The following is a 14,452-nucleotide window of genomic DNA, read 5'->3' as shown; positions in this document are numbered from 1 at the left end:
CCGGTTGCGGCGAGGAAGCGCCGCAGATCACTACCCATGTGCACGCGCCCGATCAATCGGGTGGGCCAGAAAAACTTGGCGAGGACCGCCACGGGCAGGCGGCGCCTTCGTGGCGGTATCCATCAAGCAAAAACCCGCACCGGTTCCCCGGCGCGGGTTTCACAACGAAACGAAGTTTTGGTTGTGGAAGCGCCGGTTAGTTTACGGCGGCTTCAAACTCGTTCTTCGTACCAGCGTCCTTGAGGTATTCGAGAGCCTTCTTGGAGGCAGCGACCAGCGCGCCGAAAGCTTCGGTCTCATGGATTGCCATGTCGGACAGCACCTTGCGGTCCACTTCGATGCCGGCCTTGTTGAGGCCGTCGATGAAGCGGCCATAGGTCAGGCCATGCTCGCGGACGGCAGCGTTGATGCGCTGGATCCAGAGCGCGCGGAAATTGCGCTTGTTGACCTTGCGGTCGCGGTAGGCGAACTGCTTCGAACGGTCAACCGCGGCCTTGGCGGCGCGGATGGTGTTCTTGCGGCGGCCGTAGAAACCCTTGGCTGCCTTCAGCGTCTTCTTGTGCTTGGCGTGCGAGGTAACGCCGCGTTTTACACGTGCCATTTCATGATCTCCTTAAACGTATCAAAAGTGCCGGATAAGTCTCAGAGACCGTTGGGCAGGTAGTTCTTGATGACTTTCTTGCCATCGGCTTCGGCCAGCACCATGGTGCCGCGCGCGTCGCGAATGAACTTGTTGCTACGCTTGATCATGCCATGGCGCTTGCCGGCGGCGGCCGCTACGACCTTGCCGGTCGCGGTGATCTTGAACCGCTTCTTGGCAGACGATTTCGTCTTCATCTTGGGCATTTTGCTACTCCATTCTTCTTGAATTCGAGCCGCGTGACGATGCACGGCTCCAGCGTAAAGAACGGCCACGGCATGCCCTGCCGGACCGTTCGGACGGCGGCTTGTAACCGAAGTGCCTTAAAAGCGCAACCGGATTCCTCGAAGTCGGGGATTTCCGGTGCAGAAAAGGAAAAGCCGCCCCGAAAGGCGGCTTCGATCCATGCGGGCTAAAGCAATTCCAGCAAAAGTGTGTCGCGGTTTTGCGTCCGCAATTGCGTATAAAAGCAAAGCCGCGCGAGAGACGGGCTCACTTCGGAGCGAGCACCATCATCATCTGGCGGCCTTCGAGCTTCGGCTCGGCTTCGACCTTGGCGATGGTCACGGTGTCTTCCTTGACCTGCATCAGGAGCTTCATGCCGAGTTCCTGGTGGGCCATTTCGCGGCCGCGGAACTTCAGGGTCACCTTGACCTTGTCGCCCTCTTCAAAGAAGCGGTTCATCGCCTTCATCTTCACCTCATAGTCATGGGTGTCGATGTTCGGGCGCATCTTGATTTCCTTGATCTCGACGATCTTCTGCTTCTTGCGCGCTTCGGCCGCCTTCTTCTGGTTGGCGTATTTCAGCTTGCCCAGGTCAAGGATCTTGCAGACGGGGGGCTCCGAGTTCGGCGAAATCTCCACGAGATCAAGGCCGGCTTCTTCGGCCATGCGGAGTGCCTGATCGGTAGGAACGGTGCCGTGGTTGGTGCCTTCGGCATCGATAAGCTGAACCCGGGGAATCCGGATTTCCTTGTTGGAGCGCGGGCCGTCCTTGACGGGGGCTTCCGCTTTGAAGGGTCTGCGAATGGTCGTGTTCTCCTCGAACTGTTTCGACTGGGTATGAATTTGGTGCGTCGATCGGGCCGTTTGCCCGCCTCGCGGCGTTTTTCGGCAATGTGTTGATCGGGCTTGCGAAGTCAATAGCACGGCGCGTGGAAAAAATCACCACCTGTCCTTGCGTGCGCGAATCTGGTCTAGCTCTCGGCCAAAGACCGGCTGGCTGGCGGCTTTTCGCGGCTGGAACGTGCAGATCAGGGAGATAGGTATGACGGCGACGAACGGCAATGGGTGGGCCACGGATTTCATCACCGTCGGGACCGGCGACGAGGCGCGGCAGATCGCGGTCGCGCTCCAGCCGGAAGCCCCCGGCAACGGGCTTGCCCATTTCGTCTGGCTCGGCGGCTACCGTTCCGACATGACCGGCACCAAGGCGGTGGAGCTTGCCGCATTGGCCGAGAGACTCGGCACCGGCTGCGTGCGCTTCGACTATTCCGGCCACGGCGCCTCCGGCGGCGCTTTCACCGACGGCACCATTTCGCGCTGGCTGGAAGAGACGCTTGCCGTGATCGACCACGCGGCCAAGGCGCTCGGCACGCGCCGCATGGTGCTCGTCGGCTCGTCCATGGGCGGCTGGATCGCGCTGCGCGCGGTGGCGGAACTTGCCGGGCGCAAGGGCCTCACGATCGCCGGCCTCGTGCTGATCGCGCCGGCACCCGATTTCACGTCGGAGCTGATCGAGCCGAACCTGACGGACGCCGAACGCGCAGCACTTGCCGAGCGCGGCCAGTTCGAGGAGCCGACGCCCTATGGCCCCGATCCGAACATCTATACGCTGAAACTCATCGAGGACGGCCGCGACAACCGCGTGCTCACCGGGGCCATCGAGACCGGCTGCCCCGTGCATATCCTGCAGGGCATGGCCGATCCGGACGTGCCCTACAGCCATGCCGTCCGCCTCATGGAGCATCTTTCCGGCGACGACGTGGTCTTAACGATGATCCGCGATGGCGACCATCGCCTGTCGCGGCCGCAGGATATCGCGAAAATCCTTGAAGCAGCAGAGGTTTTCGCCCGGGCGGAATGAGGCCCGGCTGTGTCGCCGGGGTCGCATTTTAACCATATTATTGCATCGCCAATTCTGATGATTGACGAGATGCCCTCCTGACCGTTAACTCTTTGTTAACGATTAGGGGACGTTTCATGGCACGAATGATTGGTGCGAAGGCTGGGGCTGCGGCGTTTTTCGCGCTCCTCGTTTCTTCTTCCTCGGCTTTCACGGCACCGGCATCGGCGCTTTCCATGCAGACCGGCGGCGTCACGTCCCAGCCGATCGGCCATTACGAATTCTGTCAGACCTACAAGTCCGAATGCCGTGCCGGCGTGCGCAACCAGGCGCCCGCCAAGGTCACGGAGTTCGGCTGGTCGGTGGTTCGCCAGATCAATGCCAGCGTCAACCGCGACATAACCCCGATGACCGACAAGGAACTGCACGGCAAGGACGAATACTGGTCCTATCCCGACGGTGCCGGCGACTGCGAGGATTTCGTTCTCCTCAAGCGCAAGAAGCTGATGGAAAAGGGTTTTGCCGCCGGTGACCTGCTGATCACCGTGGTGCGCAAGCCGGACGGCGAAGGCCATGCCGTGCTGACCGTGCGCACCACCCAGGGCGATTTCATCCTCGACAACCTCAACACCGAAGTGAAGCCCTGGACGGCGACGCCTTACCGTTACCTGAAGCGCCAGGCCTCGTTCCACGCCGGCCGCTGGGTCTCGATCGAGAACGGCGATGCCGTCATGGTGTCGTCGGTCGGCCAGTAAGCAGGCCGCAGACTGGATTTGAAAAGGCCGCGGAGCGATCCGCGGCCTTTCTGTTTTAACGGCTGGTCATCGAGGCCATGCGCTGCGAATAGCGCCCGCCGGCAACCTTCGCCGGCGACAGCAGGTCGCCGAGGCGGGCCGCCTCCTCAGTGGTCAACACCACGTCGGCCGCAGCGGCGTTCTGCTCCAGATGCGGCACCTTGCTGGCGCCGGGGATCGGCACGATGAAATCGCCCTGCGCCAGGACCCAGGCGAGTGCGAGCTGGGCGGGTGCGACGCCCTTTTCCTTGGCCATCGCCTCCAGCGCCGCCACCAGCGCCAGGTTGGCATCGAAATTCTCCGCCGCAAAACGCGGCAGCGAGCGGCGGAAGTCGTCGGCGGAAAGGCCGTCGATATTCTTCAGCGCGCCGGTCAGCACGCCGCGGCCGAGCGGGCTGAAGGGCACGAAGCCGATGCCGAGTTCCCGGCAGGTGTCGAGCACGCCGTTTTCCTCGACGTCCCGGGTCCACAGCGAATATTCGCTCTGGAGGGCGGCGATCGGGTGCACGGCATGCGCCCGACGAACCGTATCGGCGCCCGCCTCCGAAAGGCCGAGCGCCTTCACCTTGCCCGCGCTGACCAGCTCCGCCATGGCGCCTACCGTCTCCTCGATCGGCACGTTGGGATCGACGCGGTGCTGGTAGAACAGGTCGATGACCTCGATGCCGAGCCGCTTCAGCGAGGCCTCGGCGACGGCCTTGACGTTTTCCGGCCGGCTGTCGGTGCCGGTGATCATTTCGGCCGATGGCTTTGACGGATCGATGCGGAAGCCGAACTTGGTGGCGATCACCACCTTGTCGCGCACCGGCTTCAGCGCCTTGCCGACGAGGATTTCGTTCTTGTAGGGGCCGTAGACCTCGGCCGTGTCGAACAGCGTGATGCCGAGATCGACGGCGCGGTGCAGCGTGTCGATCGCCGCCGTCTCGTCCTGCGCCGGGCCATAGGCGTGGCTCATGCCCATGCAGCCGAGGCCGAGGGCGGAAACATCGAGGCTGCCGAGTTTTCTGTGATGCATGGCAAAATCCTTTTCCTGGGGTCCGGGCAGCGCTTCGCCGTCATCCGGACATGGCCAATCTAGGGCGTGGCTCTTCATCTGAAAATTGCTGCAAAAGCCAACGGGTTGTTCTATCTGTTTGAACAATGAACCGGACCCAGCTTTCCCAACTCGCCGTGCTCGCCATCGTCGCGGAGGCGCGCAGTTTCCGCAAGGCCGCTGCCGAACTCGGCATCGCGCCCTCCGCCGTCAGCCACGCGGTCTCCGCGCTGGAGGCGAGCCTCGGCGTGCGCCTCATCGCGCGCACCACCCGCAGCGTCGCGCCAACGGAGGAGGGCCGCCTGCTGCTCGACACGCTGGCGCCGGCGCTTGCCGATATCGGCTCCGTCATGGAAGCGCTGTCCGACCGGCAGGGCCGCCCCGCCGGGCCGCTGCGCATCACCATGCCGCTGATCGCCGCGGAAGACATCGTCATGCCGCGCCTCGGCGCCTTCCTGCTTGCTTACCCGGATATCGAACTGGAACTGAGAACCGACGACCGCTTCGAGGACATCGTCGAAAAGGGTTTTGACGCCGGGCTCCGGCTCGGGGAGCACCTGGAGGCCGACATGATCGCGGTGAGGGCAAGCGGCCCCTGGCGTGGCCTCATCGTCGGCGCGCCCGCCTATTTCGAGGCGCATCCGAAGCCCATGCAGCCCCGCGATCTCATGCAGCACCGCTGCATCCGACGGCGGTTCTCGAGCGGCCGGCTCTATCGTTGGGAGCTGGAAAAGGATGGCCGGCTGGTGACGGTGGATGTCACGGGTCCGCTGATCGTCTCGGACCAGCGGCTGATGCGCGCCGCGGCGATGGATGGCGCCGGCCTCGCCTATGTCTTCGACCAGCGGGTCGATGAGGATATTCGCGCCGGCCGGCTCATCCCGGTGCTGGAAGACTGGTGCCCGGCCTTCGACGGTTTTTCGATCTACTATCCCTCGCGCCGGCAGATGCGCCCGGCACTGCGGGCCTTCGTGGATTTCTTCCGGTACAGAGGCTAGGTTTTGAGCCGGTAACGGATGTGCCCGTCCGGCTTGATGTAGCGGTCGTAGAGTTTGCGCGCGCGCTCGTTGTCCTCGTTGGTATGCCAGTAGATGCCGCGCCAGCCATTGCGCTTGGAGATCGTGACGAGGTCGTCGATCAGCGCCCGCCCGACGCCCTTGCCGCGCGTCGTCTCGTCGACGAAGAGGTCTTCGAGATAGCCTTCCGGCGCGATGTCCCAGGTGGAGTCGTGATAGTGGTGGATGGCGAAGCCGAGCATCTCCCCGTCTTCCACGGCAACGCGCATCGTCACGCGCGAGCCCGCATCCAGGATGCGCGCCCAGGTGAAGGCCGTCACCTCATCCGAAAGCTCGGTCTTGTAGAAGGCGAGGTAGCCGGCCCAGAGTTTCCTCCAGGCCGCCTCGTCGCGTTCCACGGCATCGCGGATCGTCACGGTCATGTCGAGGCTCCCGCCGCGTCGAGCGCGGCCATCTGTTCCGGGGAAAGCGCCAGCGAGGCCGCTTTCGTCAGGCTGGCAAGCTGGGCAAGGCTGGTGGCGCTGGCGATCGGTGCGGTGACGGCGGGCTTCGCCATCAGCCAGGCAAGCGCGATCTCCGCCGGCTTGGCGTCGGTCTCGGCGGCGACCTGGTCGAGCGCCGCGAGAATGCGAAGACCCTTCTCATCGAGATAGTGCACGACACCCTCGCCGCGCGCCTTGCCCTTGGTATCCTCTGCCGAGCGGTACTTGCCGGTGAGGAAGCCGGAGGCGAGGCTGTAATAGGTAATGACGCCGATCTCTTCCTTGTGGCAAAGGTCGGCAAGCGCGCCCTCGAAGTCGGCGCGGTCGTAGAGATTGTATTCCGGCTGGAGCGCGCCGTAACGCGGCAAGCCGGCCTTGTCGGCTGCGTCGAACGAGGCCTGGAGCTGGCCGGCGTCGAGGTTCGAGGCGCCGAAGGCGCGCACCTTACCCGACTTCACCAGGGCCGCATGGGCTTCCAGCGTTTCCTCATAGGGCGTTTCCGGATCCGGCCAATGCGAGAGGTAGAGGTCGATATGGTCGGTCTGGAGCCGCTTCAGCGAATTTTCGACCGCCTCGACGATCCACGACTTGCGCAGGTCCCGCCGGCCCTGGCCCATGTCGGAGCCGACCTTGGTGATGATGACCACCTTGTCGCGCGCGATGCCGGAGCGCTTCAGCCACTTGCCGATGATCACCTCGGACTCACCGCCTTCATTGCCCGGCACCCAGCGCGAATAGACATCCGCCGTGTCGATGGCGTTGAAGCCGGCGCCGGTGAAGGCGTCGAGCAGATCAAACGAGGTCTTTTCGTCGGCCGTCCAGCCGAAGACATTGCCGCCGAAGACGAGGGGCGCGATGGAAAGGCCGGTCTTGCCGAGGGAACGAAGCTGCATGGGAGATCCTCCAAAGGGTTCGTGCTGAAAACGGTCGAAGGCAACATAGGACTCGGCAAAGCGCTTTGCACGCTGTTCGTCCGATTTTTTGCCGGCATCCGCGCTTGCGAGGAACGTACCTCGCGACTAGTCTCTGCGCGCAATCCAGGGAGAGAGAACCATGCTGCGTTTCGGAATTCTGTCGACGGCCAAGATCGGTCGCGAGCTCGTCGTGCCGGCCATCCAGGATGCGGAAAACTGCGTCGTCACCGCCATCGCCAGCCGCGACCTTGCCAAGGCGCGCGCCCTGGCCGACCGCTTTTCCGTGCCGCACGCCTTCGGCTCTTATGAGGAGATGCTCGCCTCCGACACGATCGACGCCGTCTACATCCCGCTGCCGACTTCGCAGCATGTGGAATGGTCGATCAAGGCGGCGGATGCCGGCAAGCATGTGCTCTGCGAAAAGCCGATCGCGCTGAACGCCCGCGAGATCGCCACGCTGATCGAGGCGCGCGAGCGCAACAATGTGCTGATCTCGGAAGCCTTCATGGTCACCTACAGCCCCGTCTGGCGCAAGGTGCGCTCGCTTCTGGCGGAAAGCGCGATCGGCAGGCTGCGCCATGTGCAGGGCGCCTTTACCTATTTCAACCGCGATCCCGGCAACATGCGCAACGTGCCGGCGCTCGGCGGCGGCGGCCTGCCGGATATCGGCGTCTACCCGACGATCACCACGCGTTTCGTCACCGGCAAGGAGCCGGTCCGCGTGCAGGCCAGCACCGATCGCGATCCCGATTTCGGCACGGACATCTATTCCAGCGTGCGCGCCGATTTCGGCGATTTCGAACTGTCCTTCTACATCTCCACCCAGCTCGCCCAGCGCCAGATCATGGTCTTCCACGGTGACAAGGGCTTCATCGAGGTGAAATCCCCCTTCAATGCCGACCGCTACGGCGCGGAAGAAATCGAGCTGACAAACCAGAGCCACACCGAAAGCCAGCACTTCCGCTTCCAGGACGCCCGCCAGTACCGGTGCCAGGTGGAAGCCTTCACCAAGGCCGCCCTTGGCGAGAATGAGGAAGTGGTGTCGCTGGAAAGCTCCGCCAGCAACCAGAAGCTTATCGACGCCATCTACCGCGCCAGCGAGAAGGACGGCTGGGAGGCAGTCTGAGCGTCAGGACGTAAAGCTCAGAACAGCGTTTCGTAGATGTCCGGCTTGAAGCCGGCCGTCAGCGCGCCGTCGCGCTCCAGCATCGGGCGCTTGATCATCGAGGGCTGGGCGAGCATCAGCGTGATCGCCTTCTTCGCATCAAGATCCTGCTTGTCGGCATCCGGCAGTGCGCGAAAGGTGGTGCCGGCGCGGTTCAGCACGGTTTCCCAGCCCAGCGCCTCGACCCAGCGCTTGAGGCTCGCTTCGTCGATGCCTTCGGCCTTGTAGTCGTGGAAGCGGTAGGCGACGGCCTTGGCGTCGAGCCAGGTGCGGGCCTTCTTCATCGTGTCGCAGTTCTTGATGCCGTAGATCGTGACGGTCACGCGTCTCTCCTCGATTCGCCTTGTGGCGCTTTCTTAGAGCGCCGGCGCGGTCACGTCACGCCGAGATAGCGGCCGGGGCGGTGATTGATCGCGAGCGTCATGTTGACCACGACGGCGCCGACGATGGAGAGGGCGAGGCGATCGAGCGGGATGACGAAATAGGCGGCGGCGAGGATGGCGAGATCGACCGCGAGCTGGAAATAGCCGGCGCGGATGCCGAAATGGTCCTGAAGATAGATCGCCAGCACATTGATGCCGCCGAGCCCGGTGCGGTGGCGAAAGAGGATGAGCAGGCCTGTGCCGGACAGCGCGCCGCCCATGACCGCCGCATAGAGCGGATCGAGATGGGAGAACGAGACCAGCTCGAATGTGAGCCGGGTAAAGATCGAGACCAGCGTGACCGCCGCGAAGGTGCGCAGCGTGAAAGCCCAGCCGAGCTTTTTGACGGCGAGGATGTAGAAGGGCAGGTTGATGGCGAAGAACAGCCACCAGAAGCCGATGCCGGTCGCATATTGCAGGAGCAGCGCGAGACCCGCCGTGCTGCCTGCAAGCAGCACGGTTTTGGTGTAGATCACGATGCCGAGCGCCATGAACATCGTGCCGACGACGATGGCGATGGCATCCTCGTAGGCGGAATGGCGCTCGTTCTGTGTCGTGGTCTCGGCCGACATGGTTCCCTCAGAGGCTCAGGAATTTCTCGATGACGGCATCGACTTCGGCGGTCTTGAGGCCGGCAATGTTGATGCGGCCGGAGGTCGGCATATAGATCGCGTGTTCGGCGCGCAGCTTCAGCACGTCCGCCTCTTCGAGCGGCAGCAGTGAGAACATGCCTTCCTGCTCGCGCACCGCCGTCAGCACCTGCCAGCGGCGGGAAAGCCCGGCGGCAAGCCGCTCGCGGATCGAGGTGATGCGCAGCCGCATGGCCTCGATCTCTTCCATCCAGTCGGCCGTCAGCGCCGCGTCACCCAGGATCGTGCTGACGATGGCGGCGCCGTGGTCCGGCGGCATCGAATAGCTGGTGCGGGCGAGCGCCGCCAGGTTGGTGCGCACGGAAAGCGCGGTCTCAGGCGTGCTGCAGGCGGCATAGATGGCGCCGGTGCGCTCGCGGTAGAGGCCGAAGGATTTCGAGCAGGAGACGGCGACGAGCGCTTCCGGCACGGCGGTCAGCAGGGTGCGAAGCCCCGCAGCGTCCTCGTCGAGGCCGCGGCCGTAACCCTGGTAGGCGATGTCGACGAGCGGCAGCAGGCCGCGCGCGGCGATGAGATCGGAGACGGCGCGCCATTGCTCGGCGGTGAGGCCGGCGCCGGTCGGGTTGTGGCAGCTCGCATGCAGCAGCACGGCATCGCCGGGTGCGGCGCCTGTCAGCGCCTCCATCATGCGGTCGAACTGCACGGTCTGCGACGGGATGTCGAAGAAGGGATAGGTGATGACTTCGAGGCCGGCGGCCTTGAAGATGCTGGCATGGTTCGGCCAGCTCGGCAGGCCGAGCCAGATGCCCTTGGTGCCCATGCGTGCCATCAGGTCGGCGGCAAGCCGCAGTGCGCCGGAGCCGCCCGGCGTCTGGAGCGCGGCGGTGGCGCGGCCGCGGCCGGCCTCGCCCGTGGTCAGCGCCCAGAGGCGATCGAGGAAGACGGGGTCGCCCTCGGGGCCGACATAGGCCTTGGTCGGCTGCGTCTCGACGAGGCGGCGCTCGGCTTCCTTTACTGCGCGGAAGATCGGCGTCGCACCCGTCTCGTCGCGATAGACGCCGACGCCGAGATCCACCTTGCCGGCGCGTTCATCCGCCCGGTAAAGCCCGATCAGGGCAAGCAACGGATCATCGGGCTGGCGGGTGAGGGCATCGAACATGGCCGGTTCCTTGGTGGCGTGAAGATCCGTCCGGTTTAGGCCAAAGCCTTGGCAAAATCGACCATGATATTGCGGAGAAAGCGCAAGAAGCTTTTGTATTATTGCAGGCGGACGCTAGATTGATGCGTGTTTTTGCGCGAGGGGCGATCATGGACAAAAAGGCGGACGGCGAGGTGGCGCTCGACCAGACGGACCGGCGCATCATCCGCCTGCTCGTCGAGGATGCCGGGCTCTCCAACAACCAGCTTGCGGAGAAGGTTGGGCTCTCGCCGGCGCCGCTGTCGCGTCGGCTGGCGCGGCTGGAGGCGAGTGGCGTCATCCGCCACACGGTGATCGTCGATCCGCGCGCGGCCGGCATCGGCTTCCAGGCCTTCCTGGAAGTGACGCTGGAGCGCACGGCGCCGAAGGTCGGCGAGCGCTTCATCGATCTGGTGCGCCGCATGCCGGAAGTGGTGGAGTGCCACACAGTGGCGGGCGATTTCGATTTCCTGCTGAAGATCGCGGTGAAGGATGTCGCCGACTACCGGCGTCTGCTTTGGAGTGAGTTCGAACGCATCGGCGAGATCAAGACGCTGCGCTCGACCATCCTGCTCGACAGCCCGAAGATGCAGGTGAGCGCCTTGCCATAGCCATCTTTGGAACCTTCTCGCCCGACAGAGGTTGCCGACCGGGGGAAAGCGCCCATATGATGCGCTATGCCGCGAAGGAAGGACGAGTGGACAGAAAGCTGAACGACAAGCTCATGTCGGCCGCGCTGCTGTCGGCCATCCGAAACCGTCGCGGCCACCGGCCGCCGGAAGACAATCGCCCCGGCGATACCGTTATCGCGTCCTATAACGTGCACAAATGCGTGGGCGTCGACCGGCGGTTCGATCCGGAACGCACGGCAAGCGTGATCGCCGAGATCGATGCGGATATCATCGCGATCCAGGAGGCGGACAAGCGTTTTGGCGAGCGCTCGGGACTGCTCAATCTCGAAATCCTGGAGCGCGATTGCGGCCTCGTGCCGGTGCCGATCACGGCGCTGTCCTCCACTGGCCATGGCTGGCACGGCAACATGATCATGATGCGCAAGGGCGCCGTTGGGGCTGTCCGCCAGTTGAAGCTGCCGGGTGTCGAACCGCGCGGCGCGCTGGTCGTGACGCTCGATCTGCCGATGGGCAAGCTCCGCCTCGTCGCGGCGCATTTCGGCCTGCTGAAGCGCTCGCGCGAGCAGCAGGCCATGGCGATCCTCGCCTCGGTTGCGGAGGAGGAGCAGATGCCGACCCTGCTCGTCGGCGACCTCAACGAATGGCGCGTCGGCCGCCGCTCGTCGCTCTCCCGCCTCCAGCCGACCTTTGATCCGGCCTCCGGCGCGGTGCCGAGCTTTCCGTCACGCTTTCCAGTTCTGGCGCTCGACCGGGCGCTCGGCCATCCGCACGATCTCGTCACCTCCGTCGAGGTGCATGATACGCCGCTTGCCCGCGTCGCCTCCGATCACCTGCCGATCAAGGCGCATATCGACCTGAAGGTCGTCTGGGAGCGTTCGCTCGGCGTCACAGATAGGGCGAACCAAGCCATGTGACGCGCTCGACGAGGCGCTGGGCAAAGGGCCGCGCCCGGAGTTCGTCGAGCTTCACCTCCACCGCCTCCGAGAGGGCAGCTGCGATGCGTTCGCCGATAAGATCGGCGAACTCCGCGTCGATCACCTCGATATCCACTTCGAAATTCAGCCGCAGCGAGCGCGGGTCGATGTTCGACGAGCCGATATAGGACCAGGCATCGTCGATGACGGCCAGCTTGGAATGGTTGAAGGCGCCGGATGCCCGCCAGATGCGGCAGCCATATTTCAGCATCTGGTCGAACTGCGCGGTCATGGCGAGATCGACGAGCTTCAGGTTGTTGGCGGACGGCACGACGATGTCGATCTCCACCCCGCGCCGCGCCGCCGTGACGATCGCGCTGATGAGTTCCCGGTCGGGCAGGAAATAGGGCGACATGATGCGGATGTGCTTCTTGGCGACCGAGACGGCGCCCATCAGCATGCGGTGGTTGGTTTCCAGGCTCTTGTCCGGCCCGGAGGGCACGACACGGGCGAGCATGCCGCTGTCCGGCGCATCCGGCGGCCCGGCGATCTGCCAAACCTCGCCGGCGAGATCCTCGCCGCCGGAAAAGCGCCAGTCTTCATAGGCGATGCGGAAGAGATCGCTGACGATGGGGCCGGTGATGCGGAAATGCGTGTCCAGCGCCGCCGCGTCGCCGGAAAATTCGGCGCAGAAGCCGGCGCGGATGTTGAGCCCGCCGGTGAAAGCCACGCTGCCGTCGACGATGATGATCTTGCGGTGGGTGCGCAGGTTCGCATAGGGCAGGCGCAGGCCCATCACGATATTGCCGTTGAACACATCCGTCGGCACGTTGGCGCGTTGCAGCTCGGAGACGATCGAGGGAATGGAATAGCGCGCGCCGACCGCATCGATCAGCACGCGCACCTCGACGCCGCGACTAACCGCCGCCGACAGCGCCGCCACGAAGCGTTCGCCGGCCTGGTCGCGGTCGAAAATATAGGTTTCCAGCAGGATGGAGCGTTCCGCGGCGTCGATGGCGGCGAGCATTGCCGCATAGGCCTCGTCGCCGGTCGATAGAAGCTTGATGCGGTTGCCGGAGGTGAGCTTGCAGCGCCCCACCGTATCGCCGAGCCGCTGCATGGCGGCAAGCGCGCCGCCATAGGTCACCTGCATGTGCTCGTTGGAAACGTCGTATTCCGCCATATGGTGCCAGCCGGCGGCGAGCAGCCCCTCGCGGCTGAGGTTCAGCGTCTTGCGGCGGATGCGGTTCACCCCGCCGATGGCATAGATGAGCGCGCCCACCACGGGCGACAGCACGATGACGCCCACCCAGCCGATTGCCGCGCGCACCTCTTCCTTCGTCATGGTGGCGTGGATGGCGGCCGGCACGCCGAGGATGATCGAGAGCGCGACGAGGATATGCGGCCAGTAGGTGGAGAACGTCTCAATCATGCTGCGTGCGGACCATCCAGAGGCGGCAACCTATTCTGCCGCCACTATATATTGCTTCGGACGATGCGAATGCGAGGGGTAACGGACCCCATTTGGAAGATTATCGCTCAGTCCTCCAGCGTGCCCGGCTTGCGATCCTTCCGGGTCGCCTCGTGGCAGGCGATCTTCATCAGGTCCTCGCCGCGCCGCGCATAGCGCGCGGAGGTGCGGGTGGCGATCAGCCCGTCATGGCCCGCCTTCACCGCAAGCGTACCATCCGGCTCGCCGGGCCGCGTGATCAGCGTCGCCAGCAGGTCGCCGGCCTTCACCGTGTCGCCGATGTCGCGGTGGAAGAGCACGGTGCCTGGCTCCGGCGCCCGCACCATCTCGATATTGTCGAGCGGAATGGCCGGGCCGGCATAGTCCTTGGCCCGGTAAGCGGGATCGGAGACGACGCCGCGGCCGGCAAGGAACTGCCACAGGCCCGCCGCGTCCGCCTTCGCCATGTCCGGATAGACGTCGCGCCGGCCACGCAGTTCCACGGTCACCGCGAGACGCCCGGGAACGGTTTTCAGCTTGTCGCCGCCCTGATGCTTGAAGGCATGGCCGACGGCCTCCTCGAAGGCGCTGCTTTCGCCATCGGAAAGGAACACGGCCTGCATGTCGAGCGCGGCGGCGAGGTCGGCCGCTTCCGGCCAGAAGGCATCGTCGATATAGGCATATTGCAGGGATTCGTCGTCGCAGTGCAGATCGATCACGAGATCGGCGCCGAGTGCCGCGTGCAGCAGCGTGCGCTTCAGCCGGTCGGCGGCGCTGCGGCGGTCGAGATTTTCCAACAGCGTCTCGCGCTCGGCAAGCGCCACCAGCGGGAAGTCGCGGTTGAAATTGGTGCGCGAGCCAAGCTCGAACCGGCCTTGCATCTCGCCGAAATGCGATTGCGCAAGGCCGATCGGGTTGGCCTGCGGAACAACGGTGATGTCGCCGAGGATCGCGCCATCGGCCTCCGCTTTGCGCAGCATTTCCAGCAGAAAATGCGCGAGCGCCGTGCCCGGCAGCTCGTTGGCATGCAGCGCCGCCTGGATGTAGACGGACGGCGCCTTGGCGTCGCTGCCCTTGAAGCGGAAGACGGGCAGGCGCCATTCGATGCCTGCGGTATCGCCGCCGATGATGATCTCCGAATGCTCCACGTCGTTTCCT

17 protein-coding genes are annotated in these 14,452 nt (G+C 64.5%); 6 read left to right on the top strand and 11 right to left on the bottom strand.

The window, feature by feature from the left end:
• Window positions 1-196: 196 nt before the first annotated feature.
• From rplT to infC, 3 genes are all read right to left on the bottom strand, one after another.
• Window positions 197-601, bottom strand: coding sequence for a 50S ribosomal protein L20 (rplT, locus tag GB927_RS16065; protein WP_069060325.1), 405 nt, complete (start codon window positions 599-601; stop codon window positions 197-199).
• 41 nt (window positions 602-642) lie between these two features.
• Complete coding sequence (gene rpmI / locus GB927_RS16060) at window positions 643-846, bottom strand: 50S ribosomal protein L35 (protein WP_069060326.1); 204 nt, start codon at window positions 844-846, stop codon at window positions 643-645.
• A 286-nt stretch (window positions 847-1,132) separates the two neighbouring features.
• Complete coding sequence (gene infC / locus GB927_RS16055) at window positions 1,133-1,669, bottom strand: translation initiation factor IF-3 (RefSeq protein WP_256118361.1); 537 nt, start codon at window positions 1,667-1,669, stop codon at window positions 1,133-1,135.
• A gap of 238 nt (window positions 1,670-1,907) precedes the next feature.
• On the opposite strand from infC, the gene GB927_RS16050 reads away from it, so the two are divergent.
• Both GB927_RS16050 and GB927_RS16045 read left to right on the top strand, forming a co-directional pair.
• Window positions 1,908-2,726: an alpha/beta hydrolase gene (locus GB927_RS16050; RefSeq protein ID WP_256118189.1), complete on the top strand. Its 819-nt coding sequence runs from the start codon at window positions 1,908-1,910 to the stop codon at window positions 2,724-2,726.
• A 125-nt stretch (window positions 2,727-2,851) separates the two neighbouring features.
• Window positions 2,852-3,460 carry a transglutaminase-like cysteine peptidase gene (locus GB927_RS16045; protein ID WP_435266947.1) on the top strand — a complete coding sequence of 203 codons (609 nt, stop codon included), beginning with the start codon at window positions 2,852-2,854 and terminating at the stop codon, window positions 3,458-3,460.
• 55 nt (window positions 3,461-3,515) lie between these two features.
• Here the strand turns inward: GB927_RS16045 and GB927_RS16040 are convergent, their stop codons facing one another.
• A complete protein-coding gene (locus GB927_RS16040) occupies window positions 3,516-4,514 on the bottom strand; it encodes an aldo/keto reductase (protein ID WP_256118187.1) in 999 nt (332 codons plus the stop codon).
• 125 nt (window positions 4,515-4,639) lie between these two features.
• On the opposite strand from GB927_RS16040, the gene GB927_RS16035 reads away from it, so the two are divergent.
• A complete protein-coding gene (locus tag GB927_RS16035) occupies window positions 4,640-5,530 on the top strand; it encodes a LysR family transcriptional regulator (protein WP_256118186.1) in 891 nt (296 codons plus the stop codon).
• On the opposite strand, the gene GB927_RS16030 is transcribed toward GB927_RS16035, so the two are convergent.
• Together GB927_RS16030 and GB927_RS16025 are read right to left on the bottom strand one after the other, a co-directional pair.
• Window positions 5,527-5,970 (bottom strand): GNAT family N-acetyltransferase, encoded by a 444-nt coding sequence (locus tag GB927_RS16030; RefSeq protein ID WP_256118185.1) that lies wholly within the window; start codon window positions 5,968-5,970, stop codon window positions 5,527-5,529. The genes GB927_RS16035 and GB927_RS16030 overlap by 4 nt on opposite strands.
• The gene (locus tag GB927_RS16025; RefSeq protein ID WP_256118184.1) at window positions 5,967-6,923 is read right to left on the bottom strand and encodes an aldo/keto reductase; all 957 of its coding nucleotides are present in this window, start codon (window positions 6,921-6,923) and stop codon (window positions 5,967-5,969) included. The genes GB927_RS16030 and GB927_RS16025 overlap by 4 nt, the downstream gene beginning before the upstream one ends.
• Before the next feature lie 160 nt (window positions 6,924-7,083).
• Between GB927_RS16025 and GB927_RS16020 the strand changes: the two genes are divergently transcribed.
• Entirely contained in the window at window positions 7,084-8,070 is a 987-nt protein-coding gene (locus GB927_RS16020) for a Gfo/Idh/MocA family protein (RefSeq protein ID WP_256118183.1), read from the top strand.
• A gap of 17 nt (window positions 8,071-8,087) precedes the next feature.
• Here the strand turns inward: GB927_RS16020 and GB927_RS16015 are convergent, their stop codons facing one another.
• From GB927_RS16015 to GB927_RS16005, 3 genes are read right to left on the bottom strand one after another with little or no spacing between them, the layout of a single operon-like run.
• Window positions 8,088-8,432 carry an ArsC family reductase gene (locus GB927_RS16015; RefSeq protein WP_256118182.1) on the bottom strand — a complete coding sequence of 115 codons (345 nt, stop codon included), beginning with the start codon at window positions 8,430-8,432 and terminating at the stop codon, window positions 8,088-8,090.
• A 50-nt stretch (window positions 8,433-8,482) separates the two neighbouring features.
• Complete coding sequence (locus GB927_RS16010) at window positions 8,483-9,103, bottom strand: YitT family protein (protein ID WP_256118181.1); 621 nt, start codon at window positions 9,101-9,103, stop codon at window positions 8,483-8,485.
• Between the two features lie 7 nt (window positions 9,104-9,110).
• On the bottom strand, window positions 9,111-10,280 hold the full coding sequence (locus tag GB927_RS16005) for an amino acid aminotransferase (RefSeq protein ID WP_256118179.1): 1,170 nt from the start codon (window positions 10,278-10,280) through the stop codon (window positions 9,111-9,113).
• A 149-nt stretch (window positions 10,281-10,429) separates the two neighbouring features.
• Here GB927_RS16005 and GB927_RS16000 point away from each other — a divergent pair, with 149 nt between their 5' ends.
• Together GB927_RS16000 and GB927_RS15995 are read left to right on the top strand one after the other, a co-directional pair.
• A complete protein-coding gene (locus GB927_RS16000) occupies window positions 10,430-10,909 on the top strand; it encodes an Lrp/AsnC family transcriptional regulator (protein ID WP_256118178.1) in 480 nt (159 codons plus the stop codon).
• 113 nt (window positions 10,910-11,022) lie between these two features.
• On the top strand, window positions 11,023-11,844 hold the full coding sequence (locus tag GB927_RS15995; protein ID WP_256118360.1) for an endonuclease/exonuclease/phosphatase family protein: 822 nt from the start codon (window positions 11,023-11,025) through the stop codon (window positions 11,842-11,844).
• On the opposite strand, the gene GB927_RS15990 is transcribed toward GB927_RS15995, so the two are convergent.
• Together GB927_RS15990 and GB927_RS15985 are read right to left on the bottom strand one after the other, a co-directional pair.
• A complete protein-coding gene (locus tag GB927_RS15990; RefSeq protein ID WP_256118176.1) occupies window positions 11,816-13,276 on the bottom strand; it encodes a phospholipase D-like domain-containing protein in 1,461 nt (486 codons plus the stop codon). The two genes, GB927_RS15995 and GB927_RS15990, sit on opposite strands and share 29 nt — an antisense overlap.
• Window positions 13,277-13,383: 107 nt before the next feature.
• Window positions 13,384-14,442, bottom strand: coding sequence for a M14 family metallopeptidase (locus GB927_RS15985; RefSeq protein WP_256118174.1), 1,059 nt, complete (start codon window positions 14,440-14,442; stop codon window positions 13,384-13,386).
• Window positions 14,443-14,452: the final 10 nt, after the last annotated feature.

Source organism: Shinella lacus, from assembly GCF_010994755.1.
Classification (GTDB): domain Bacteria; phylum Pseudomonadota; class Alphaproteobacteria; order Rhizobiales; family Rhizobiaceae; genus Shinella; species Shinella lacus.
This window is presented reverse-complemented; position numbering and strand designations above follow the sequence as displayed.

Coding starts and splice junctions, on each gene's coding strand:
- rplT (WP_069060325.1), bottom strand. CDS start 601: ATGGCACGTGTAAAACGCGGCGTTACCTCGCACGCCAAGCACAAGAAG.
- rpmI (WP_069060326.1), bottom strand. CDS start 846: ATGCCCAAGATGAAGACGAAATCGTCTGCCAAGAAGCGGTTCAAGATC.
- GB927_RS16050 (WP_256118189.1), top strand. CDS start 1,908: ATGACGGCGACGAACGGCAATGGGTGGGCCACGGATTTCATCACCGTC.
- GB927_RS16045 (WP_435266947.1), top strand. CDS start 2,852: ATGATTGGTGCGAAGGCTGGGGCTGCGGCGTTTTTCGCGCTCCTCGTT.
- GB927_RS16040 (WP_256118187.1), bottom strand. CDS start 4,514: ATGCATCACAGAAAACTCGGCAGCCTCGATGTTTCCGCCCTCGGCCTC.
- GB927_RS16035 (WP_256118186.1), top strand. CDS start 4,640: ATGAACCGGACCCAGCTTTCCCAACTCGCCGTGCTCGCCATCGTCGCG.
- GB927_RS16030 (WP_256118185.1), bottom strand. CDS start 5,970: ATGACCGTGACGATCCGCGATGCCGTGGAACGCGACGAGGCGGCCTGG.
- GB927_RS16025 (WP_256118184.1), bottom strand. CDS start 6,923: ATGCAGCTTCGTTCCCTCGGCAAGACCGGCCTTTCCATCGCGCCCCTC.
- GB927_RS16020 (WP_256118183.1), top strand. CDS start 7,084: ATGCTGCGTTTCGGAATTCTGTCGACGGCCAAGATCGGTCGCGAGCTC.
- GB927_RS16010 (WP_256118181.1), bottom strand. CDS start 9,103: ATGTCGGCCGAGACCACGACACAGAACGAGCGCCATTCCGCCTACGAG.
- GB927_RS16005 (WP_256118179.1), bottom strand. CDS start 10,280: ATGTTCGATGCCCTCACCCGCCAGCCCGATGATCCGTTGCTTGCCCTG.
- GB927_RS16000 (WP_256118178.1), top strand. CDS start 10,430: ATGGACAAAAAGGCGGACGGCGAGGTGGCGCTCGACCAGACGGACCGG.
- GB927_RS15995 (WP_256118360.1), top strand. CDS start 11,023: ATGTCGGCCGCGCTGCTGTCGGCCATCCGAAACCGTCGCGGCCACCGG.
- GB927_RS15990 (WP_256118176.1), bottom strand. CDS start 13,276: ATGATTGAGACGTTCTCCACCTACTGGCCGCATATCCTCGTCGCGCTC.